The 21438-nt window shown below is 61.6% G+C and carries 18 protein-coding genes; 12 read left to right on the top strand and 6 right to left on the bottom strand.

The genetic code is table 11. From position 1 onward, the window contains the following. The first annotated feature begins 33 nt into the window (after positions 1–33). Positions 34–1536: a nucleobase:cation symporter-2 family protein gene (locus tag ACM530_RS01695; RefSeq protein ID WP_416364140.1), complete on the top strand. Its 1503-nt coding sequence runs from the start codon at positions 34–36 to the stop codon at positions 1534–1536. Positions 1537–1636: 100 nt separating this feature from the next. Here ACM530_RS01695 and ACM530_RS01690 read toward each other — a convergent pair whose 3' ends face one another. Both ACM530_RS01690 and ACM530_RS01685 read right to left on the bottom strand, forming a co-directional pair. Then, positions 1637–2569, bottom strand: coding sequence for a proline iminopeptidase-family hydrolase (locus tag ACM530_RS01690; RefSeq protein WP_145163119.1), 933 nt, complete (start codon positions 2567–2569; stop codon positions 1637–1639). Between the two features lie 93 nt (positions 2570–2662). Next, positions 2663–3427 carry a LuxR family transcriptional regulator gene (locus tag ACM530_RS01685; RefSeq protein ID WP_119739256.1) on the bottom strand — a complete coding sequence of 255 codons (765 nt, stop codon included), beginning with the start codon at positions 3425–3427 and terminating at the stop codon, positions 2663–2665. Between the two features lie 183 nt (positions 3428–3610). Between ACM530_RS01685 and ACM530_RS01680 the strand changes: the two genes are divergently transcribed. The 6 genes from ACM530_RS01680 to ACM530_RS01655 are packed head-to-tail and all read left to right on the top strand — an operon-like array spanning position 3611 to position 9767. Continuing rightward, a complete protein-coding gene (locus tag ACM530_RS01680) occupies positions 3611–4498 on the top strand; it encodes a proline iminopeptidase-family hydrolase (RefSeq protein ID WP_416364139.1) in 888 nt (295 codons plus the stop codon). A gap of 3 nt (positions 4499–4501) precedes the next feature. Further along, entirely contained in the window at positions 4502–5449 is a 948-nt protein-coding gene (locus tag ACM530_RS01675; RefSeq protein WP_416364138.1) for an ABC transporter permease, read from the top strand. Further along, positions 5446–6303 (top strand): ABC transporter permease, encoded by an 858-nt coding sequence (locus ACM530_RS01670; protein ID WP_416364137.1) that lies wholly within the window; start codon positions 5446–5448, stop codon positions 6301–6303. Before ACM530_RS01675 ends, ACM530_RS01670 begins: the two co-directional genes overlap by 4 nt. After that, positions 6300–7256, top strand: a complete 957-nt coding sequence (locus ACM530_RS01665) for an ABC transporter ATP-binding protein (RefSeq protein ID WP_416364136.1) — start codon at positions 6300–6302, stop codon at positions 7254–7256. Before ACM530_RS01670 ends, ACM530_RS01665 begins: the two co-directional genes overlap by 4 nt. Continuing rightward, complete coding sequence (locus tag ACM530_RS01660; RefSeq protein WP_416364135.1) at positions 7253–8251, top strand: ABC transporter ATP-binding protein; 999 nt, start codon at positions 7253–7255, stop codon at positions 8249–8251. Before ACM530_RS01665 ends, ACM530_RS01660 begins: the two co-directional genes overlap by 4 nt. Before the next feature lies 1 nt (position 8252). Next, the gene (locus ACM530_RS01655) at positions 8253–9767 is read left to right on the top strand and encodes an ABC transporter substrate-binding protein (RefSeq protein ID WP_416364134.1); all 1515 of its coding nucleotides are present in this window, start codon (positions 8253–8255) and stop codon (positions 9765–9767) included. A gap of 150 nt (positions 9768–9917) precedes the next feature. Here ACM530_RS01655 and ACM530_RS01650 read toward each other — a convergent pair whose 3' ends face one another. From ACM530_RS01650 to ACM530_RS01635, 4 genes are all read right to left on the bottom strand, one after another. Beyond that, on the bottom strand, positions 9918–10658 hold the full coding sequence (locus tag ACM530_RS01650) for a YciK family oxidoreductase (RefSeq protein WP_145163133.1): 741 nt from the start codon (positions 10656–10658) through the stop codon (positions 9918–9920). A gap of 177 nt (positions 10659–10835) precedes the next feature. After that, positions 10836–11507, bottom strand: a complete 672-nt coding sequence (gene mupP / locus ACM530_RS01645; RefSeq protein WP_106576876.1) for an N-acetylmuramic acid 6-phosphate phosphatase MupP — start codon at positions 11505–11507, stop codon at positions 10836–10838. A 4-nt stretch (positions 11508–11511) separates the two neighbouring features. Next, on the bottom strand, positions 11512–12210 hold the full coding sequence (ubiG, locus tag ACM530_RS01640) for a bifunctional 2-polyprenyl-6-hydroxyphenol methylase/3-demethylubiquinol 3-O-methyltransferase UbiG (protein WP_003189760.1): 699 nt from the start codon (positions 12208–12210) through the stop codon (positions 11512–11514). Positions 12211–12273: 63 nt separating this feature from the next. Then, on the bottom strand, positions 12274–13605 hold the full coding sequence (locus tag ACM530_RS01635; protein WP_416364133.1) for a TRZ/ATZ family hydrolase: 1332 nt from the start codon (positions 13603–13605) through the stop codon (positions 12274–12276). A gap of 109 nt (positions 13606–13714) precedes the next feature. Here ACM530_RS01635 and mtnA point away from each other — a divergent pair, with 109 nt between their 5' ends. The 5 genes from mtnA to hisC all read left to right on the top strand — a co-directional run bounded on the left by mtnA (position 13715) and on the right by hisC (position 21411). Next, the gene (mtnA, locus tag ACM530_RS01630; RefSeq protein ID WP_416364132.1) at positions 13715–14785 is read left to right on the top strand and encodes an S-methyl-5-thioribose-1-phosphate isomerase; all 1071 of its coding nucleotides are present in this window, start codon (positions 13715–13717) and stop codon (positions 14783–14785) included. A 422-nt stretch (positions 14786–15207) separates the two neighbouring features. Continuing rightward, on the top strand, positions 15208–17865 hold the full coding sequence (gene gyrA, locus ACM530_RS01625) for a DNA gyrase subunit A (protein WP_145163138.1): 2658 nt from the start codon (positions 15208–15210) through the stop codon (positions 17863–17865). Positions 17866–18109: 244 nt separating this feature from the next. Continuing rightward, positions 18110–19195: a 3-phosphoserine/phosphohydroxythreonine transaminase gene (serC, locus tag ACM530_RS01620; protein WP_145163139.1), complete on the top strand. Its 1086-nt coding sequence runs from the start codon at positions 18110–18112 to the stop codon at positions 19193–19195. Then, entirely contained in the window at positions 19195–20289 is a 1095-nt protein-coding gene (gene pheA / locus ACM530_RS01615) for a prephenate dehydratase (RefSeq protein WP_053132458.1), read from the top strand. Before serC ends, pheA begins: the two co-directional genes overlap by 1 nt. A gap of 9 nt (positions 20290–20298) precedes the next feature. After that, positions 20299–21411 carry a histidinol-phosphate transaminase gene (gene hisC, locus ACM530_RS01610; protein WP_416364131.1) on the top strand — a complete coding sequence of 371 codons (1113 nt, stop codon included), beginning with the start codon at positions 20299–20301 and terminating at the stop codon, positions 21409–21411. Positions 21412–21438: the final 27 nt, after the last annotated feature.

Genomic DNA, 21438 nt, shown 5'->3' with positions numbered 1-21438 from the left:
TGTTCGCACAACAAAAACAGAGAACCCCTCACCATGACTATCCCGAAGGCGTCACCGCAGCGGCCAGAAGATGAGAATCTTGGCGCCGCCGCCAACATGGCTTACGGCCTGCAGCATGTGCTCACCATGTACGGCGGCATCGTTGCCGTGCCGTTGATCGTCGGCCAGGCGGCCGGTTTGTCGCCGGCGGATATCGGCCTGTTGATCGCCGCGTCGCTGTTTGCCGGTGGCCTGGCCACGCTGTTGCAGACCCTCGGCCTGCCGTTTTTCGGCTGCCAACTGCCGCTGGTGCAGGGCGTGTCCTTTGCCGGTGTGGCAACCATGGTGGCGATAGTCGGCAGTGATGGCGCCGGCGGGATACCGGCGATTCTCGGCGCGGTGATGGCCGCGTCGTTTATCGGCTTGCTGATCACGCCGGTGTTCTCACGGATCACCAAGTTTTTTCCGCCATTGGTCACCGGCATTGTGATCACCACCATTGGCCTCACGCTGATGCCAGTGGCGGCACGCTGGGCCATGGGCGGCAACAGCCGCGCGGCGGACTTCGGCAGCATGGCCAATATCGGCCTCGCGGCGTTGACCCTGGTGCTGGTGTTGCTGCTGAGCAAGATCGGCAGCGCGACAATTTCGCGGCTGTCGATTCTGTTGGCGATGGTGATCGGCACGGTGATCGCGGTGTTTCTGGGCATGGCGGATTTTTCCGGTGTGGCCCAGGGGCCAATGTTCGGCTTCCCCACGCCGTTCCATTTCGGCATGCCGACCTTTCAGGTGGCGGCAATCATTTCCATGTGCATCGTGGTGATGGTCACCCTGGTGGAAACCTCGGCAGACATCCTCGCGGTGGGCGAGATCATCGACACCAAGGTCGATTCCAAGCGCCTGGGTAATGGCTTGCGCGCCGACATGCTGTCGAGCATGTTCGCGCCGATCTTCGGTTCATTCACCCAAAGCGCGTTCGCCCAGAACGTCGGCCTGGTGGCGGTGACCGGGGTGAAGAGCCGCTTTGTGGTGGCCACGGGCGGGGTGTTTCTGGTGGTGCTGGGGCTGTTGCCGTTTATGGGCCGGGTGATCGCGACCGTGCCGACATCGGTGCTCGGCGGCGCCGGGATCGTGCTGTTCGGCACCGTGGCGGCGAGTGGTATTCGCACGCTGTCCAAGGTGGATTACCGCAACAACATGAACCTGATCATCGTGGCCACGTCTATCGGCTTCGGCATGATCCCCATCGCCGCGCCGAACTTCTACGACCACTTCCCAACCTGGTTCGCGACCATTTTCCACTCGGGCATCAGTTCGTCGGCGATCATGGCGATCCTGTTGAACCTGGCGTTCAACCACTTCACTGCGGGTAACTCGGACCAGCAGTCGGTGTTCGTGGCGGGGACTGAGCGCAGTTTGTGCTTCCACGATGTGGCGGCGTTGCGCGACGGGGACTACTTCAGCGGCGGCAAGTTGTTTGATGCCGACGGGAGAGAGATTCCGCTGGTGCCGGATGCGCCCAGGAAGGCCGTAAAACCTGAAACCACCGCAGTCTGAAACTGTGGGAGCGGGCTTGCTCGCGAATGCGCTGGGTCAGTCGATATCTTCATTGACTGACACCCCGCATTCGCGAGCAAGCCCGCTCCCACAGCGGAAGTTAGCCCGCCTTGAGGACGTTGTGCGGCACTGAGCACACCTCATCCAGAAACTTCACCACGGTCCCCATGCACGCCTGGCGCTCTTCCACGTGGGGCATGTGGCTGGAATCTTCAAACAGCGCCCAGCGCACGTTCGCGATCTCATCCAGAAACGGCTTGACCACCAGCGGCGTCGCCTCGTCGTGTCGGCCGGAAATCACCAGGGTCGGCACATTGATCGCCGACAGGCGGCCAAGCACATTCCAGTCCTTGAGGCTGCCAATCACATGAAACTCGGTCGGGCCGCTCATGGCGTGGTACACCGTCGGGTCGGCGTCCACCGCTGCGAAGGTGCGGGCCACTTCTTCCGGCCACGGGATGACGCGGCACACGTGGTGGTCGTAAAAAATCCGTGAGGCGGCGAGGTATTCCGGGTCCTGGTAGGTGCCGGCCTGTTCGTGTTTGAGCAGGGTTTCATGTACGCCTTCAGGCAGCAGTTTGCGCAGGCGGTTGGCCTCGCTGACCCACGTGCGCATGCAGGTGGGCGAGTTGGCCGGGATAAACGCGCGCAAGCCCTTGGGCTGTAGAATCGCGTGCTCGCTGCCGAGCATGCCGCCCCAGGACTGCCCGAGGATCGCGTAGTTGTCGCTGATCTGCAGGTGGTCCAGCAGGTTGTTCAGCTCTTCAAGGAACAGGCCAATGGTCCAGAACGACGGGTCTTTGTCCGGCAAGTGGGTGGAGCGTCCATTGCCCAGTTGGTCGTAGTGAATCACCGCATGGCCGCTGGCAGCCACGTCTTTAAAGGCGTCGACATAGTCATGGGTGCAGCCGGGGCCGCCGTGGATGATCACCAACGGTGTACGGCCGGTGGTCAGGTCGCCAGTGACGCGGTACCAGGTCTGGTAGGCGCCGAATGCCGCATAACCTTCGCGCACTTTCTCGATGAAGTCCATTTCGTACCCTGCTCTGAAAAAAAGGATCAGGGATACGATAGTCCGCACGTGAAGTTTAAGTAACTAGCAAAACAGCTAGGTTTTGCCCACGGGTCAGTCTTCCAGCAAGCGGTAATGCGTGGCGCGAACCACCGCCTGCACGCGGTTCTTGGCCCCCAATTTATGCATCGCCGAGGCCAGGTGCAGGGTGACCACCGCCAGCGAGCGGCTCAACTGGGTGGCGATTTCGGCAGCGGTCAGGCCGTCGGCAGCCCATTTCAGGCATTCACGCTCGCGTTTGGTCAGGTGAATATGCGGGTAAGTGCGCAGCTCTTTACTGAACAGCGGGTAGGCCGCTTCCTGCAGGGCATGGGTAATCAGGCTGAAATCCGCCAGGGTCTGCTGCGCATCCTTCAACACCGTGCTGGCCTTGCCGGTGCGCAAGCCGGTGAGTGACGCGAAACCGCCGCGAGGCAGGTGAATCGGCACGCTGACGCCGCAGGTCAGTTGGCGTTCATGCAGGTAAGAGGACACGGGAGCGTGGCAGGGGTCGATGATTTTTTGCAGCGCGGTCTGGGCTTTTGCCTCGTAGGACCATACGAACGGGGACACCGTGCTCAGGGCCAGGTGTTGCACCGGGTCGATCTGGTAAAACCCTTCGCTGCACCATAACGCATGCCAGTCGGGCGGCGTGTTGCGCAGCTCCAGCACCGAGGGCGTGATCAGCGAGCCGTCCTGGTCGATGGGCACCGGCGTGTAGTCGTACACCAGCGCGTCGAAGCCCAGTTGCTGGGCAAGGATAAAGGTATTGTCCATCTGCTCATCCAGGCTCCTGCCCGGCATCAGACGATTATTGAAGGCAGTCAGCCTGGTCAGCATCCGTTCTGCTCCCGAATTCATTTGAATCTCGACTTGCGGCAAGTAGAATGCCACGCCCCGGCGAAGGACTGCCAGGCCAAACCTATAAGAAATACTAGGTTATGGACGCACGGCATCCTCGGTAGTGTTGGCCAGATTAACGGCCGCTACCTGCCAGGCCGATACAACACAAGGAATGTATGCATGTGGCGTGAAATTGCCCCCGACCAGCAGTACAACGTGCAAGTCGACGGCCATAACCTCGTGGTCTACAGCTTTGGCGCTGGCGATGAGGTGCTCTTGTGTCTCAATGGCGGCCCGGGCCTGCCGTGTGACTACTTGCGCGACGCCCATGGCTGGCTCAAAGAGCATAACCTGCGAGTGGTTGCATTCGACCAGCTTGGCACCGGCGCATCAGCCAGACCGACTGATGTTTCCTTGTGGGAAATCAGCCGTTATGTCGAAGAAGTCGAAACCGTGCGCCAGGCCCTCGACCTGGGCCGTGTGCACCTGCTGGGTCATTCCTGGGGCGGCTGGCTGGGCATCGAGTACGCCATCCATTACCCCAATGCGCTGAAAAGCCTGATCCTCGAAAACACCGTCGGCGACATTCCGCACCTGTCCCAGGAACTCGAACGCCTGCGCGGCGCCCTCGGCAGCGAAACCGTGGCCATGATGCAACGTCATGAAGCCATGGGCACTCTGGATCACCCTCAGTACCAGGCCGCCATCACCTTGCTCAATTACCGCCACGTCTGCCGCCTGGACGAATGGCCAGAGCCGGTCAAACGCTCGCTCGGCGACTGGAACATGGGCCCGTACGAAACCATGCAAGGCCCCAACGAATTCCTCTATATCGGTAACCTCAAGGACTGGAACCGCATCCCCGAGATGGCCGAGTTCAAGATGCCGATCCTGATCACCACCGGCCAGCACGATGAGCTCACGCCCGCCTGCGCCCATCGCATGAAGCTGGCCGCCAGGCATGCCGAATTGCACGTGTTCCCCAACAGCAGCCACATGCCTTTTTATGAGGAGCCCCACGCGTACTTCCCGGTGCTGCTGGACTTCCTCGCGCGTCACCGGGGCTGACGGATGAACCTGGCGCGCTACCGTTTTGTGCTGTCCCGGCCGCTGCAATTGCTGCCGGTGCTGTTTGGCATCAGCCTGATCACCTTTGTGCTGGTGCGCTCGATCCCGGGCGACCCGGCCCGGGCCTTGCTCGGCTCGCGCAGTACGCCGGATGCCTTGCTGAAAATCCGCGCCCAATACGGCCTGGATCAGCCGTTGTGGCTGCAATACTTCTACTTCCTGAAGAACCTGCTCAAGGGCGACCTCGGCCAATCGCTGCTCTACAAAGTCGATGCCTTGAAGCTGATCGTCACCCGCATCGAGCCGACCCTGGTGCTGGTGCTTGGTAGCGTGCTGCTGGCGCTGTTGATTGCGCTGCCGCTGGCGACATGGGCGGCGCGCAATAAAGGCGGCTGGGTGGACAACCTGATCCGCGTGTTCACCACCGTCGGCCTGGGCATGCCGGCGTTCTGGCTGGGTTTGATGTTGATTCTGTTGCTGAGTGTGAAGTGGGGCCTGTTCCCGGTGTCTGGCTACGGCCGCACCTGGCTGGACAAGGCCCATCATATGCTGCTGCCGTGCCTGACCATCGCCCTGGCGCTGTCGGCGGTGCTGGTGCGCAACCTGCGCGCGAGCATGCTGATGGAGTTGCAGGCCGATCACGTCACCGCCGCGCGGGCGCGTGGGCTGTCCGAGGCCGCCGTGTTCCGTCGGCATGTGTTGCCCAATTCGCTGGTGCCGGCGGTCAACCTGCTGGCGGTGAACATCGGCTGGCTGATCAGCGGCACGGTGGTGATCGAGAGCCTGTTCGCCATTCCCGGTATCGGCCAATTGCTGGTGCGCGGCATTTTCACCCGTGACTACATGGTGGTGCAGGGCGTGGCCATGGTGCTGGCCTGTGCGACAGTGGTGGTCAACTTCCTCGCCGACGTGGTGACGGTGGCCCTCGACCCACGGGTGAACATGCAATGAGCAGCCGCCCACTGATTGCCCCGTGGCGTTTGCGCCTGCGTTTCGGTTTTCGCAATGGCCGGCTGACGGCGGCGTGGGGCCTGCTGATCCTGCTGGTGTGGTTGGCCCTGGCGCTGTTTGCACCGTGGGTCGCACCGTTTGACCCGATCGCGCAGAACACTGACATCAGTTTGCTCGGGCCTAGCCTGGCGCACCCGTTCGGCACGGATAACTACGGGCGGGACATCCTTTCGCGGGTGATCTGGGGCGCGCGCATCGACCTGCAACTGGCCATTGTCGGGGTGATTTTTCCGTTCATGATCGGCACCTTCGTCGGCGCGGTTTCCGGCTACATCGGCGGGCGCTTCGACAGCGTCTGCATGCGCGTGATCGACGTGATCCTGGCATTCCCGTTTCTTGTGCTGATGCTGGCGATCATGGCGATTCTCGGCCCAGGCTTGAAAAGCTTTTATATCGCCATGGCGCTGGTGGGCTGGGTGTCGTATGCGCGGCTGATCCGCTCGCAGATCCTGGTGCTCAAGGAAAGCGAGTTTGCGCTGGCCGCCAAAAGCCTGGGCTTTGGCCATGGGCGCATTCTGTTCCGGCATTTGCTGCCCAATGCCATGTTCGGTTCGATTGTGTTTTCCATGTCTGACGCCGTGCTGGTGCTGCTCAATGGCGCCGCCGTGAGTTACCTGGGCCTGGGCGTGCAACCGCCGACCGCCGAGTGGGGCACGATGGTGGCCGAAGGGCAGGCGTTCATCACCACGGCCTGGTGGATTTGCACCTTTCCGGGCCTGGCCATCGTCACGCTGGCCATGGGCTTCAGCCTGCTCGCCGACGGCGTGGCGCAAGTGTTGGGGGATCGCGCATGAGCCTGCTGCAAGTGCGTGACCTCAGCGTGATCGCCAACAATGCCGGGCACGATGTCACCTTGGTCGACCGCGTGTCCTTTGACTTGGCCGAGGGTGAAATCCTCGGCCTGGTGGGCGAGAGTGGCTCGGGCAAGACCCTGACCTGTCGCGGGTTGATGCGCCTGCTGCCATCGCCCAACTTGCGCGTGCAAGGCGCTGCCGTGCACCTGGCCGGGCAGGATCTTTTGACGCTGGACGATGCCGGCATGCGCGCCGTGCGCGGCGGGCAACTGGGCATGATCTTCCAGAACCCCAGCAGCCACCTGGACCCGTTGATGCGCATCGGCGAGCAGATCGCCGAGGGCATTCGCCTGCACCAGGGCGCGTCGAAAAAAGACGCGCGCCAGCAAGCCATCGACGTGCTGCGCCAGGTCGGCATTCCCGATCCCAAGGCGCGGGTCGACAACTACCCCCACGAGTTTTCCGGTGGCATGCGCCAGCGCGCGATGATCGCTGTGGCGCTGGGCTGCAACCCGAAAGTGCTGATTGCCGACGAGCCGACCACCGCCCTTGATGTCACCGTGCAGGCGCAAATCCTGCGCCTGTTACTGGAGCTGCGCGACCAGCGCGGCCTGTCGATCATCATGATCACCCACGACCTCGGTGTGGTGGCGCAAACCTGTGATTCCATCGCGGTGATGTACGCCGGGCGCCTGTGCGAGCACGGCAGCAAATACGAGTTGCTGGCCAACCCGCAACACCCGTACACCGCCGGCCTGATTGATTGCCAGCCCGCCCACAGCAGTGGGCACGCGTTGCTGCGCACGATTCCCGGCCAGCCGCCGTTGCTGGACGCACTGCCGCAAGGGTGTCGCTTCAACCCGCGCTGTGCGCAGGCGGGCGCCTTGTGCACGCAGTTGTTGCCGGAAGGCGCGCGGGTGGCGTGTCACTATCCCTTGGGAGACCGATCATGAGCCTGTTGCAGATCAAGGATCTTGAGGTGCGTTTCGCAGCGTCCGGTACCGGTGTGTTCGGCCTGCATAGACAGTGGGTGAGGGCGGTCAATGGTGTCTCGCTGAACCTGGCCGCCGGTGAAACCCTGGGGCTGGTGGGCGAGTCCGGCAGCGGCAAGAGCACGCTCGGCCGGGCGATCCTGCACCTCAACCCGATCAGCGCTGGCCAGGTGCTGTTCGATGGCGTCGACATGGCCCACGGCAGCGCTATTGATATCGCCCGCCTGCGCCATGAAACCGCGATGATCTTCCAGGACCCGTACGCCGCGCTGAACCCGCGCCACACCATCGGCGAAACCCTTGCCGAAGTGTTGCGCGTGCAGCGCAAAGTCGCGCCGCAGCAGATACCGGCCCGCGTGAATGAACTGCTCGATCTGGTCGGCCTGCGCCCCGAATTGGCCAGCCGCAAACCCGGCTCTTTAAGCGGCGGCCAGTGCCAGCGTGTGGGTATCGCGCGGGCGCTGGCGGTGGAGCCGCGCTTGATCATCGCCGATGAATGCGTGGCGGCGCTGGATGTGTCGATCCAGGGCCAGATCATCAACCTGTTGCTGGAACTGCAGCAGCGCATGAACCTGGCGATCCTGTTTATCGCCCATGACCTGGCCATCGTGCGGCGCCTGTGCGACCGCGTGGCGGTGATGTACCTGGGCAAAATCGTCGAGGAAGGCCCGGTGGAAGCGGTGTTTACCGCACCGCGCCATCCGTACACAGCGGCGTTGATCGAGGCGATCCCCGAGATCGATCCGCACCGGCCGTTGCCTGCAGAACCTTTGCCCGGTGAGCCACCGAGCCCGCTGAATTTGCCCACAGGCTGTGCCTTTCACCCGCGTTGCCGATACGCCCGAACGATGTGTTCCGTGGTGTTGCCGCCGACGCATTTCCTGCACGAGCATCGATACAGTTGCGTGCTTGAAGCGCCATTAACCCTTTCTGCCGTCCTAAACAAGGAGTTATGACATGCAATCCCGCCATTTGAAGTTGCTCGCCGCCGCTACGTTGACCGCGTGGTCCCTTACTGCCGGCCTGGCCCAGGCCGCCGGTGTGCTGACCATCGGCTGCCGTGAAGACAGCACCACGTTCGACCCGATCAAAAGCGCGCAAAACCGCGACACCTGGGTGTTCGCCAACGTCTACGACACGCTGGTGCGCGTGGATAACCTGGGCACCAAGATGGAACCGGGCCTGGCAGAAAGCTGGGACATTTCCAAGGACGGCCTGACCTACACCTTCAAGCTGCGCGAGGCGAAGTTTTCCGACGGCTCGCCGATCACCGCCGACGACGCAGCGTTCAGCCTGTTGCGTATCCGCGATAACAAGGCCTCGCTGTGGAGCGACCCGTTCAGCCTGATCAACACCGCCAAGGCGTCGGACCCGCACACCCTGGTGGTCACCCTGAAAACTCCGGCTGTGGCCTTTCTCTCGCAATTGGCGTCGCCGACGGTGTCGATCCTGTCGGAAAAAGCCATGACCAAGATGGGCGAAGACGCTTACTCGGAAAACCCGGTGACGTCCGGCGCGTTTACCGTGGACGAGTGGCGCAAGGGCGACCGGGTGATTTTGAAGAAGAACCCGAATTTCTGGCAGGCCAACAACGTGAGCCTGGATGGTGTTGAGTGGGTGTCGGTTACTGACGACAACACGCGCATGCGCATGGTGCAGAACAACGAGCTCGACACGGCGATCTTCGTACCGTTCTCCCGCGTGGAAGAGCTGAAAAAAGACAAGAACGTGGTGATCCACTCCGACCCGTCGACCCGCGAAGACCACTTGCTGATCAACCACGCCCACGGCTTGCTGGCCAAACAGCAAGTGCGCGAGGCGCTGGACATGGCCATCGACAAACAATCGCTGGTCAAGACCGCCACTTACGGTCAGGGCACCGTGGCCTATTCCTACATTCCGAAAGGCTCGCTATACCACTACGCCAACAACCTGCAACGCCCGTATGACCCGACCGCCGCCAAGAAGCTGCTGGAAGAGGCCGGGGCCAAGGACTTGAAGCTCAACTACGTGGTCAACGCCGGCAACGAAGCCGACGAGCAGATTGCGGTGATCATCAAGGACCAGTTGGCCAAGGTCGGCGTGACCGCCAACCTGCAGAAAGTCGACCCGACCCAAAGCTGGCAGATGCTGGTGGACGGTGAGTACGATATTTCGGTGATGTACTGGACCAACGACATCCTCGATCCGGACCAGAAAACCACCTTCGTGCTCGGCCACGACACCAACCAGAACTACATGACCCGCTATAAGAACGACAAGGTCAAGGCACTGGTGGCGGCCGCGCGGATCGAGGCTGACCCGGTCAAGCGTGAGCAGATGTACGTCGAGTTGCAGAAGCTGGCGAAACAGGATGTGAACTGGATCGACCTGTACTACAGCCCGTACATCAACATCTCACGCAAGAATGTGAGCAACTTCCTGCAGAACCCGCTGGGGCGTTTCACCCTTGAGGAAGTGGTGAAAAACTAACCCCCAGATACACCGCAAACCAATGTGGGAGCTGGCTCGCCTGCGATGGCATCAACTCGGTATGTCAGATACACCGCGGTGATGCCATCGCAGGCAAGCCAGCTCCCACTTAAACCCGGTTCCACAGTTTGATTTGTGCTGTGTCAGGTTTTATTGCGCATCAAACGCCTGCCCATTAATACCGGTACTGTCCGGCCCCATCAGGTACAGGTACACCGGCATGATCTCTTCCGGCGCCGGCCTTTCCATCGGGTTTTCCCCTGGATATGCCTGAGCGCGCATGCTGGTGCGCGTGCCGCCTGGGTTGATGCTGTTGGAACGCACCGATGCGACATCCTCCAGCTCATCTGCCAGGGTTTGCATCAAGCCTTCAGTCGCGAACTTCGATACGCCGTACGCGCCCCAGTAGGCACGGCCCTTGCGCCCGACGCTGCTGGAGGTGAACACCACCGACGCATCCTGGGACAGCTTGAGCAGCGGCAGCAACGTGCTGGTCAGCATGAACATCGCGTTGACGTTGACGTGCATCACCCGCATGAAATTCTCACCGGACAGCTGCTCGATCGGCGTGCGCGGGCCGATGATCGAGGCGTTGTGCAGCAGGCCGTCGAGGCGGCCGAACGCCTTTTCGATCATCGCGGCCAGCTCATCGTATTGATGGGGCAGGGCGGTCTCGAGGTTGAACGGGATCACCACCGGTTGCGGTTGGCCTGCCGCTTCGATTTCGTCATACACCTGAGCCAGGTTGGCTTCGGTTTTGCCCAGCAACAGCACGGTAGCGCCATGGGCGGCGTAGGTTTTTGCCGCCGCCGCGCCAATCCCGCGACCGGCGCCGGTCACCAGGATCACCCGGCCTTTGAGCAGTTCTGGACGTGCGCAGTAATCAAACATAAATAGCCTCGACAGAATTCAAGATATTGCAGCTCTTGAAGTGGAATCCATTTCAGGTGGGAGCTGGCTTGCCTGCGATAGCAGAGTGCCTGTCTCCAGATGTGCTGGCTGGCAGACCGCTATCGCAGGCAAGCCAGCTCCCACATTGATCTCAGTGTTGGCGAGATCTTCCAACAATCAGCAACTGCACAGTGCGTTATCCAGCACCTTGCGCAGTTCCAGCGGGTGATCCACCACGACATCGGCGCCCCAGTTGCGGGGGTTGTCGTCCGGGTGGATGTAGCCGAACGTGACCGCTGCGGTACGGGTGCCAGCATCGCGGCCGGACTCGATATCGCGCAGGTCATCGCCCACGAACAGCACGCTGGCCGGGTCCAGGTCGAGCATCTTGCACGCCAGGATCAGCGGCTCCGGGTCTGGCTTGCTGTTTTTCACGTGGTCCGGGCAGATCAGCAGCGCCGACCGCTCGGCCAGGCCCAGCTGCTGCATGATCGGTTCGGCAAAGCGCAGCGGCTTGTTGGTGACCACGCCCCAGACCAGGTTGGATTTTTCGATGTCCTGCAGCAGTTCTTCCATGCCGTCGAAGAGCTTGCTGTGGATGGCGCAGCCCTTGAGGTAGCGCTCCAGAAACTCCAGGCGCAACGCTTCAAAGCCTGGGGATTCCGGGTCCATCGAGAAGGTCACGGCAACCATCGCCCGCGCGCCGCCGGAGATTTCATCGCGGATGTGCTGGTCGTTGATCGGCGCCAGGCCGCGGTCGGCGCGCATCGCCTGGCAGATCGCGATGAAGTCCGGCGCGGTGTCCAGCAATGTACCGTCCATATCGAAGAGAACCGCTCGCAACTTCACAGGCTTACTCCTCGCGCAGGGTCTGGATCATGTAGTTGACGTCAACGTCGTTGGCCAGCTTGTAGTGCTTGGTCAGCGGGTTGTAGGTCAGGCCGATGATGTCTTTGACGGTCAGCCCGGCCTGGCGGCTCCAGGCGCCCAGCTCGGAAGGGCGGATGAATTTCTTGAAGTCGTGGGTGCCGCGCGGCAGCAACTTCATGATGTATTCGGCGCCGATGATCGCGAACAGGTAGGCCTTGGGGTTGCGGTTGATGGTGGAGAAGAACACCTGGCCGCCTGGCTTGACCATGCGGAAACAGGCGCGAATCACCGAGGAGGGGTCTGGCACGTGCTCGAGCATCTCAAGGCAGGTGACCACGTCGAACTGCTCGGGCATTTCCTCGGCCAGGGCTTCGGCGGTGATCTGGCGGTATTCCACGCTGACGCCGGATTCCAGCTGGTGCAGTTGCGCGACGGCCAGCGGGGCTTCGCCCATATCGATGCCCATCACGGTGGCGCCACGCTGGGCCATCGCTTCGCTGAGGATGCCGCCGCCGCAGCCGACGTCGAGTACCTTTTTGCCGGCCAGGTTGACGCGTTCGTCAATCCAGTTGACCCGCAGCGGGTTGATGTCGTGCAGGGGTTTGAACTCGCTTTCGCGGTCCCACCAGCGGTGAGCCAGGGCTTCGAATTTGGCGATTTCGGCGTGGTCGACGTTGCTCATGGTGAATCCTCTAAATCTGATAAATCGGTTTGCAGGTGTTCAAGCGTAGGTGCAAACCCTGCGTTATTCGCTGTGCCCGCTGATGCGTTGGCCCCAGGCAATGGCCGTGGCGGTCAACTGTTGTTCATCCATGCGGGTCAATTGCCGGTCGTCGAGCAACTGCTTGCCGGCGACCCAAAGGTGTTTCACGCAATCGCGTCCGGTGGCATAGATAAGCTGTGAGACCGGATCGTAGATCGGTTGTTGCGCCAGCCCCGAAAGATCAAAGGCCACGATGTCGGCAGCCTTGCCGACCTCCAGTGAGCCAATCTCGCTTTCCAGGCCCATGGCGCGCGCGCCGTTGAGCGTGGCCATGCGCAGGGCGCGATGGGCGTCCAGGGCGGTGGCCGAACCGGCGACGGCCTTGGCCAGCATGGCGGCGGTACGGGTTTCGCCGAGCAGGTCGAGGTCATTGTTGCTGGCGGCGCCGTCGGTGCCGATCGCCACGTTGACACCAGCCTGCCACAGACGCTCCACCGGGCAAAAGCCGCTGGCCAGTTTCAGGTTCGATTCCGGGCAATGGATGACGCTGGTGTTGCTTTCTACCAGCAAAGCCAGGTCGTCCTCGCTGATTTGGGTCATATGAACGGCCTGGAAGCGCGGGCCAAGCAGGCCGAGACGGCCCAGGCGCGCGAGTGGGCGTTCGCCGGTCTGCTCGACGGCCTGCTGCACTTCGAAGGCGGTTTCGTGCACGTGCATATGGATCGAGGCGTCCAGCTCTTCGGCAATTATCCGGATCTTTTCCAGGTTTTCATCGCACACGGTGTACGGCGCGTGGGGCCCGAAGGTGATCCGGATGCGCGGATGGTGCTTGAGGTCGCCGAACAGCTCGATGCCCTGGCGAATCGCCTCGTCGGCCGTGCTGGCGCCGGGAATCGGGAAGTCGAGGATCGGAATCGCGATCTGCGCGCGCATGCCGCTGTTGTGCACGCAGTCGCTGGCGACCTTGGGGTAGAAGTACATGTCGCAGAAGCAGGTGATGCCGCCCTTGAGCTGCTCGGCGATGGCCAGGTCGGTGCCGTCGCGCACGAAGGCTTCATCGACCCACTTGGATTCGGCGGGCCAGATGTGTTTTTCCAGCCAGGTCATCAGCGGCAAGTCGTCGGCCAGCCCGCGAAACAGGCTCATCGCCGCATGGCCATGGGCGTTGATCAAGCCCGGGCTGAGCAGCATGCCCGGCAGCTCGCGCACCTCGGTGGCGGCCAGCTTCAATGCCGCGGCCCGTGGCCCGATAAAGGCGATGCGACCATCGCGGATGCCCAGGCCATGTTCCTTGAGCACCACGCCGGCAGGTTCGACAGGTACCAGCCAGGTCGGCAGCAGCAATAAGTCGAGCGGGGCGGCAGTGGAGGTCATCGCAGGCTTCTTCCCGGGCAGCTATAAAAGAAGGGCGAAGTATACCCGAGCGTCCTGGCTGGCGGATCGCTATAATCGGCGGCTTTTGTTCATGAGTGCGGGGTAAGGGATGCGCGAGCGACTGTTAGCAGCGGAGAAAGTGAAAGCCATCGAATGGCGTGATGGCGCGCTGCACCTGCTCGATCAGCGTGCCTTGCCGTCTCGGGAAACCTGGGTTGCCTGCACCTCTGTGGCTGAAGTGGCCGATGCCATACGTACGATGGTGGTGCGCGGCGCGCCGGCCATTGGTATCAGCGCCGCCTATGGCCTGGTGCTCGCCGCGCGTGAACCCATCGCTGAAGGCGGCGACTGGCAGGCCGCGTGGGAAGAAGACTACGCGCTGTTGGCTGATAGCCGTCCGACAGCCGCGAACCTGTTCTGGGCCTTGAAGCGCATGCGCGATCGCCTGGACCGCATCAAGAAGCACGCCGACCCGGTGGCGGCGCTGGAGGCGGAAGCGATTGCGATCCATGAAAGTGATCGGGAGGCCAATGTGGTCATGGCCCAGTTGGGCCTCGAGCGGATTCGCAAGCACCAGGGCAACGCCCAGGCGATCCTGACCCACGGCAATGCCGGCGCACTGGCCACAGGCGGCGTCGGCACGGCCCTCGGGGTGGTTCGCGCCGCGTTTCTGGAGGGGTTGGTCGAGCATGTCTATGTCAACGAGACGCGCCCCTGGCTGCAAGGTTCGCGGCTGACGGCGTGGGAGCTGGCAGGCGAGGGTATTGCGGCGACGGTGAATGCTGACTCGGCTGGCGCGCATATCCTCAAGACCAAGGGCGTGACCTGGGTGATCGTCGGCGCCGACTGCATTGCCGCCAACGGTGATGTGATCGGCACGATCGGCACGTATCAGTTGGCCGTGTGCGCGATGCACCATGGCGTGCGCTTTATGGTGGTGGCGCCAAGCTCGACACTCGATTTGATGATGGCCACGGGTGAAGACGTCGCTTTGGAGGAGCGTGATCCCGGTGAGTTGCTGGAGGTCATGGGGCAACGGTTGGATGTGGCCGCTTTGAATCCCGTGTTCGACGTAACCCCGGCTGATCTGATTGATGTGATCGTGACCGAAAAAGGCATCGTTGAGCGCCCGGACACCGCCAAGCTGGCCAAGTTGATGTGCCGTAAGCGCCTGCATTGAGGGCGTTGGTGACTGTCTGACGGCTATCGGGGGCAAGCCCCCTCCCACATTTTGACTGTGTTCACACTTCGAGTGTGGGAGGGGCTTGCCCCCGATTGGCCTTATAAGTCAATAAAACCCTTGGATCTGCCCTCAAAAAACAGCACCACCCTACCTCTGAGCCCCTCTCGTCGCCCTCAGGCCCGTCATCCGTCAACTAACTATGCTCCATGCGCATCTGGGGGATAGGTGCGTGGCGGCGATTGTGATAACATCCGGCGGTTTCCAGGGCTGCCTCAAGGGGCTGCCCATAACGTGCAGATCCGTGTCATAACTCGTTGATTTGTCGTAAGTCGTTGTCAGGCACTCTGCCGGCAGCGGCGAGCTTCGTTCGTCCCATAGGATGTGACGAGGTTTCACCCGAAAAAGGAATCAGGCTTCTCATGGGCGAACTGGCCAAAGAAATCCTCCCGGTCAATATCGAAGACGAGCTGAAACAGTCCTACCTCGACTACGCGATGAGCGTAATTGTCGGTCGAGCACTGCCTGATGCGCGCGATGGCTTGAAGCCCGTGCACCGGCGTGTGCTGTTCGCGATGAGCGAGCTGGGTAACGACTGGAACAAGCCGTACAAGAAATCTGCCCGTGTTGTCGGTGACGTGATCGGTAAGTATCACCCTCACGGCGACACTGCGGTGTACGACACCATCGTTCGGATGGCGCAGCCGTTTTCCCTGCGCTACCTGCTGGTAGACGGCCAGGGCAACTTCGGTTCGGTCGACGGCGACAACGCTGCGGCCATGCGATACACCGAAGTGCGCATGACCAAGCTGGCGCACGAGCTGCTGGCCGACCTGCACAAAGAAACCGTGGACTGGGTGCCGAACTACGACGGCACCGAAATGATCCCGGCCGTCATGCCGACCAAGATCCCCAACCTGCTGGTCAACGGCTCCAGCGGTATCGCCGTCGGCATGGCGACCAACATCCCGCCACACAACCTCGGTGAAGTCATCGACGGTTGCCTGGCCCTCATCGACAACCCTGAGCTGACCGTCGATGAGCTGATGCAATACATCCCCGGTCCGGACTTCCCGACCGCCGCGATCATCAACGGTCGCGCCGGCATCATCGAAGCCTACCGCACCGGTCGCGGCCGCATTTACATGCGCGCCCGCTCGATCATCGAAGACATCGACAAGGTCGGTGGCCGTCAGCAGATCGTCATCACCGAACTGCCTTACCAGTTGAACAAGGCGCGTCTGATCGAGAAGATCGCCGAGCTGGTTAAAGAGAAGAAGCTGGAAGGCATCACCGAGCTGCGCGACGAGTCCGACAAAGACGGTATGCGCGTAGTGATCGAACTGCGTCGTGGCGAAGTGCCTGAGGTGATCCTCAACAACCTCTATGCCCAGACCCAGCTGCAAAGCGTGTTTGGCATCAACGTGGTTGCACTGATCGACGGCCGTCCGCGCATCCTGAACCTCAAGGATCTGCTGGAAGCCTTCGTGCGTCACCGCCGCGAAGTGGTTACTCGCCGTACCGTGTTCGAACTGCGTAAAGCGCGCGAACGTGGTCACATCCTGGAAGGCCAGGCCGTTGCCCTGTCGAACATCGACCCGGTCATCGCCCTGATCAAGGCTTCGCCGACGCCGTCGGAAGCTAAAGAAGCGCTGATCAAGATGCCGTGGGAATCCAGCGCCGTTGTGGCGATGGTTGAGCGTGCCGGCGCCGATTCGTGCCGCCCCGAGACCCTCGACCCGCAATACGGCCTGCGTGACGGCAAGTACTTCCTGTCGCCGGAACAGGCCCAGGCCATTCTGGAACTGCGCCTGCACCGCCTGACCGGTCTGGAGCACGAGAAGCTGCTGGCCGAGTACCAGGAAATTCTCAACCAGATCGGCGAGTTGATCCGCATCCTCAGCAGCGCCGTGCGCCTGATGGAAGTGATCCGCGAAGAACTGGAAGTGATCCGCGCCGAATACGGCGATGTACGTCGCACCGAAATCCTTGATGCGCGCCTCGACCTGACCCTGGGTGACATGATCCCGGAAGAAGAGCGCGTGGTGACCATCTCCCACGGTGGCTATGCCAAGACCCAGCCGTTGGCTGCGTACCAGGCCCAGCGTCGTGGTGGTAAAGGCAAATCGGCTACCGGCGTGAAGGATGAGGACTACATTGCTCACCTGCTGGTCGCCAACAGCCACACCACGCTGCTGCTGTTCTCCAGCAAAGGCAAAGTGTACTGGCTGAAAACCTACGAAATCCCGGAAGCCTCGCGTGCCGCCCGTGGTCGCCCGTTGGTCAACCTGCTGCCGCTGGACAGTGATGAATACATCACCACCATGCTGCCGGTCGAGGAATACACCGAAGGTCACTTCATCTTCATGGCTACCGCCAAAGGCACCGTGAAGAAGACCCCGCTGGAATCCTTCAGCCGTCAGCGCAGCGTGGGCCTGATCGCCCTGGAGCTGGACGAAGGCGACGTGCTGATCTCCGCTGCCATCACCGACGGCGAGCGTGAAGTCATGCTGTTCTCCGACGGCGGCAAAGTAACGCGCTTCAAGGAATCCGACGTGCGTGCCATGGGCCGTACTGCCCGCGGTGTGCGCGGTATGCGTCTGCCAGAAGGGCAGAAGCTGATTTCGATGCTGATTCCGGAAGAAGGCAGCCAGATCCTCACCGCTTCGGCGCGTGGTTATGGCAAGCGCACGGCGATCACCGAGTTCCCGGAGTACAAGCGAGGCGGCCAGGGCGTTATCGCCATGGTCAGCAACGATCGCAACGGCCGTCTGGTCGGCGCGGTCCAGGTGCTCGATGGCGAGGAAATCATGCTGATTTCCGACCAGGGCACCCTGGTGCGTACCCGTGTGGCCGAAGTGTCGAGCCTGGGCCGTAACACCCAGGGTGTGACCCTGATCAAGCTGGCCAAGGATGAAAAACTGGTCGGCCTGGAGCGTGTGCAGGAACCGTCGGAAGTTGAAGGCGAAGAGCTGGAAGAAGGTGAAGAGTTCGACGGCGAGGTGATCGCAGCTGGCGATGACAACGTCGACGAGCCAACCCTCGATGCTGCCGCAGACGAAGAAGAACCGCAGGAATAAGCGGACACACAGGGGGCGGATGAAGATTCGCCCCCTTGTTGTTTGTCCCCTTTGAAATACAAGTCCTTTGTCCGGACTCGGTCCATGTGGGAGCTGGCTTGCCTGCGATACAGGCACCTCGGTAGTTCAAGTGATACCGCGGTGATGCCATCGCAGGCAAGCCAGCTCCCACAGAGGTTCGCTCCAGAAAAGGGACGTTGCCAAACATGATTGCAGCCCCAACCAGATCAGAGTGAGATTGGATGTGAGCAAGAGAGCCTATAACTTCTGTGCCGGTCCCGCGGCGCTTCCTGAAGCAGTCCTGCAGCGCGCGCAGGGTGAACTCCTCGACTGGCATGGAAAAGGCCTCTCCGTGATGGAAATGAGCCATCGCAGCGATGAGTTCGTGTCCATTGCCACCAAGGCCGAGCAGGATCTGCGCGACTTGCTGGACATCCCCTCCCACTACAAAGTGCTGTTCCTGCAAGGCGGCGCCAGCCAGCAGTTTGCTCAACTGCCGCTGAACCTGCTGCCCGAAGATGGCACGGCCGACTATATCGACACCGGTATCTGGGGGCAGAAGGCCATTGAAGAGGCCTCGCGTTACGGTCACGTCAACGTGGCGGGCACTGCCAAGCCTTACGACTACTTCGCCATCCCTGGTCAGAACGAGTGGAAGCTCTCGAAAGATGCGGCCTACGTTCACTACGTCGCCAACGAAACCATCGGCGGCCTGGAGTTCGACTGGGTGCCGGAAGTGGGCGATGTGCCGTTGGTGTGCGACATGTCCTCGGACATCCTCTCGCGCCCGATCGACGTGTCCAAGTACGGCATGATCTACGCCGGGGCGCAGAAGAACATCGGCCCTAGCGGCATCCTGGTCAACATCATCCGTGAAGACCTGCTGGGTCGCGCCCGTTCGGTGTGCCCGACCATGCTCAACTACAAGGTCGCGGCCGATAACGGCTCGATGTACAACACGCCGCCGGCGTTCGCCTGGTACCTGTCTGGCCTGGTGTTCGAGTGGCTCAAAGAGCAGGGCGGTGTCGCCGCCATGGGCAAGCTCAACGAAGAGAAGAAGCGCACCCTGTACGACTTCATCGACGCCAGCGGCCTGTACAGCAACCCGATCAACCTGACCGACCGCTCGTGGATGAACGTGCCGTTCCGTCTGGCTGATGATCGCCTGGACAAGCCTTTCCTGGCCGGCGCCGACGAGCGCGGCCTGCTGAACCTCAAGGGCCACCGTTCGGTCGGTGGCATGCGCGCCTCCATCTACAACGCTGTCGACATCAACGCGATCCACGCGCTGGTTGCCTACATGGCAGAGTTCGAAAAGGAACACGGCTAATGTCTGAGCAAGAACTCAAGGCCCTGCGTGTACGCATTGACAGCCTGGACGAGAAAGTCCTGGAGCTGATCAGTGAGCGCGCGCGGTGCGCCCAGGAAGTGGCACGGGTAAAAATGGCGTCCCTGGCTGAAGGCGAAGTACCGGTTTTCTACCGGCCTGAGCGTGAAGCGCAGGTGCTCAAGCGCGTGATGGAGCGCAACAAGGGGCCATTGGGCAACGAAGAAATGGCGCGGTTGTTCCGTGAAATCATGTCCTCGTGCCTGGCGCTGGAGCAGCCGCTGAAAGTGGCTTACCTCGGCCCTGAAGGCACCTTCACGCAAGCGGCGGCCATGAAACATTTCGGCCACGCAGTGATCAGCAAGCCAATGGCGGCGATTGACGAAGTGTTCCGTGAAGTGGCGGCCGGTGCGGTGAACTTTGGCGTGGTGCCGGTGGAAAACTCCACCGAAGGCGCGGTCAACCACACGCTGGACAGCTTCCTTGAGCACGACATGGTGATTTGCGGCGAAGTCGAGCTGCGTATCCACCACCACCTGCTGGTGGGCGAGAGCACCAAGACCGACAGCATTAGCCGCATCTACTCCCACGCCCAATCCCTGGCCCAGTGCCGCAAGTGGCTGGACGCACATTACCCGAATGTCGAGCGCGTGGCGGTGTCCAGCAACGCCGAAGCGGCCAAGCGGGTCAAGGGTGAGTGGAATTCGGCAGCAATCGCCGGCGATATGGCAGCGGGCCTGTATGGCCTGACGCGCCTGGCCGAGAAAATCGAGGACCGCCCGGACAACTCCACGCGCTTCTTGATGATTGGCAGCCAGGAAGTGCCGCCGACCGGCGACGACAAGACTTCGATTATTGTCTCCATGAGCAACAAGCCCGGCGCGCTGCATGAGCTGCTGGTGCCATTCCACGACAACGGGATTGACCTGACGCGAATCGAGACACGTCCTTCGCGCAGCGGTAAATGGACTTATGTGTTCTTTATCGACTTCATCGGCCATCACCGCGACCCACTGGTCAAGGGTGTGCTGGAGAAAATCAGTCAGGAAGCCGTGGCACTCAAGGTGCTGGGCTCTTACCCGAAAGCGGTTTTGTGAGGCTTTAACATGAGTGGCAACTTCCTCGCCCTGGCTCAGCCGGGCGTGCAACAACTGTCGCCTTACGTTCCAGGCAAGCCTGTGGACGAGCTGGCGCGTGAGTTGAACCTGGACCCGTCAAAGATCGTCAAGCTGGCCAGTAACGAAAACCCGCTGGGCCCGAGCCCCAAGGTATTGGCGGCGATTCGTGACGAGTTGGCTGAGCTGACCCGCTACCCGGACGGTAATGGTTTTGCCCTCAAGTCTCTGCTGGCGCAAAACTGCCGGGTCGAGCTGAACCAGGTGACCCTGGGTAACGGCTCCAACGACATTCTTGAATTGGTCGGCCGTGCTTACTTGGCGCCTGGACTGAATGCGGTATTCAGCGAGCACGCGTTTGCCGTTTACCCGATCGTCACTCAGGCAGTCGGCGCCGACGCGCGAGTTATTCCGGCCAGGGATTGGGGGCACGACCTGCCGGCCATGCTGGCGGCCATCGACGCCCAGACCCGCGTGGTGTTTATCGCCAACCCGAATAACCCGACCGGCACCTGGTTCGATGCGCAAGCGTTGAACGACTTCCTGCAAGACGTGCCGGAGCATGTGCTGGTGGTGCTGGACGAGGCCTACATCGAGTACGCAGAAGGCAGCGACCTGCCGGATGGTCTGGATTTTCTCGCGGCGTACCCGAACCTGCTGGTGTCGCGCACCTTCTCCAAGGCCTACGGCCTGGCGTCGTTGCGGGTTGGCTACGGCTTGTCGACGGCGGTGGTGGCTGATGTGCTGAACCGTGTGCGCCAGCCGTTCAACGTCAACAGCCTTGCCCTGGCGGCGGCGTGTGCGGCGGTGAAAGATGCCGAGTACCTGGAAGAAGGTCGTCGCATCAACGAAAGCGGCATGCTGCAACTGCAGGAAGGTTTTCGTGAGTTGGGCTTGGGCTGGATTCCGTCCAAGGGCAACTTTATTTGTGTCGATCTTGCTCAAGTCGCCGCCCCGGTGTTCCAGGGGCTGCTGCGCGAAGGCGTGATCGTGCGCCCAGTGGCTAACTACGGCATGCCGAACCACCTGCGTATCACCATCGGATTGCCGGCGGAAAACAGCCGCTTCCTGGAGGCATTGGCCAAGGTTCTGGCTCGTGGTTGATGTCACTGCATTGCAACCTGCTGTGCC

Origin of the sequence: Pseudomonas sp. NFX183, assembly GCF_047943075.1 — a bacterium.
Classification (GTDB): Bacteria; Pseudomonadota; Gammaproteobacteria; order Pseudomonadales; family Pseudomonadaceae; genus Aquipseudomonas.
This window is presented reverse-complemented; position numbering and strand designations above follow the sequence as displayed.

Excerpts from the sequence above, each read along its gene's own strand:
- ACM530_RS01695 (WP_416364140.1), top strand. The coding sequence starts at position 34 with ATGACTATCCCGAAGGCGTCACCGCAGCGGCCAGAAGATGAGAATCTT.
- ACM530_RS01690 (WP_145163119.1), bottom strand. The coding sequence starts at position 2,569 with ATGGACTTCATCGAGAAAGTGCGCGAAGGTTATGCGGCATTCGGCGCC.
- ACM530_RS01685 (WP_119739256.1), bottom strand. The coding sequence starts at position 3,427 with ATGCTGACCAGGCTGACTGCCTTCAATAATCGTCTGATGCCGGGCAGG.
- ACM530_RS01680 (WP_416364139.1), top strand. The coding sequence starts at position 3,611 with ATGTGGCGTGAAATTGCCCCCGACCAGCAGTACAACGTGCAAGTCGAC.
- ACM530_RS01675 (WP_416364138.1), top strand. The coding sequence starts at position 4,502 with ATGAACCTGGCGCGCTACCGTTTTGTGCTGTCCCGGCCGCTGCAATTG.
- ACM530_RS01670 (WP_416364137.1), top strand. The coding sequence starts at position 5,446 with ATGAGCAGCCGCCCACTGATTGCCCCGTGGCGTTTGCGCCTGCGTTTC.
- ACM530_RS01665 (WP_416364136.1), top strand. The coding sequence starts at position 6,300 with ATGAGCCTGCTGCAAGTGCGTGACCTCAGCGTGATCGCCAACAATGCC.
- ACM530_RS01660 (WP_416364135.1), top strand. The coding sequence starts at position 7,253 with ATGAGCCTGTTGCAGATCAAGGATCTTGAGGTGCGTTTCGCAGCGTCC.
- ACM530_RS01655 (WP_416364134.1), top strand. The coding sequence starts at position 8,253 with ATGCAATCCCGCCATTTGAAGTTGCTCGCCGCCGCTACGTTGACCGCG.
- ACM530_RS01650 (WP_145163133.1), bottom strand. The coding sequence starts at position 10,658 with ATGTTTGATTACTGCGCACGTCCAGAACTGCTCAAAGGCCGGGTGATC.
- ubiG (WP_003189760.1), bottom strand. The coding sequence starts at position 12,210 with ATGAGCAACGTCGACCACGCCGAAATCGCCAAATTCGAAGCCCTGGCT.
- ACM530_RS01635 (WP_416364133.1), bottom strand. The coding sequence starts at position 13,605 with ATGACCTCCACTGCCGCCCCGCTCGACTTATTGCTGCTGCCGACCTGG.
- mtnA (WP_416364132.1), top strand. The coding sequence starts at position 13,715 with ATGCGCGAGCGACTGTTAGCAGCGGAGAAAGTGAAAGCCATCGAATGG.
- gyrA (WP_145163138.1), top strand. The coding sequence starts at position 15,208 with ATGGGCGAACTGGCCAAAGAAATCCTCCCGGTCAATATCGAAGACGAG.
- pheA (WP_053132458.1), top strand. The coding sequence starts at position 19,195 with ATGTCTGAGCAAGAACTCAAGGCCCTGCGTGTACGCATTGACAGCCTG.
- hisC (WP_416364131.1), top strand. The coding sequence starts at position 20,299 with ATGAGTGGCAACTTCCTCGCCCTGGCTCAGCCGGGCGTGCAACAACTG.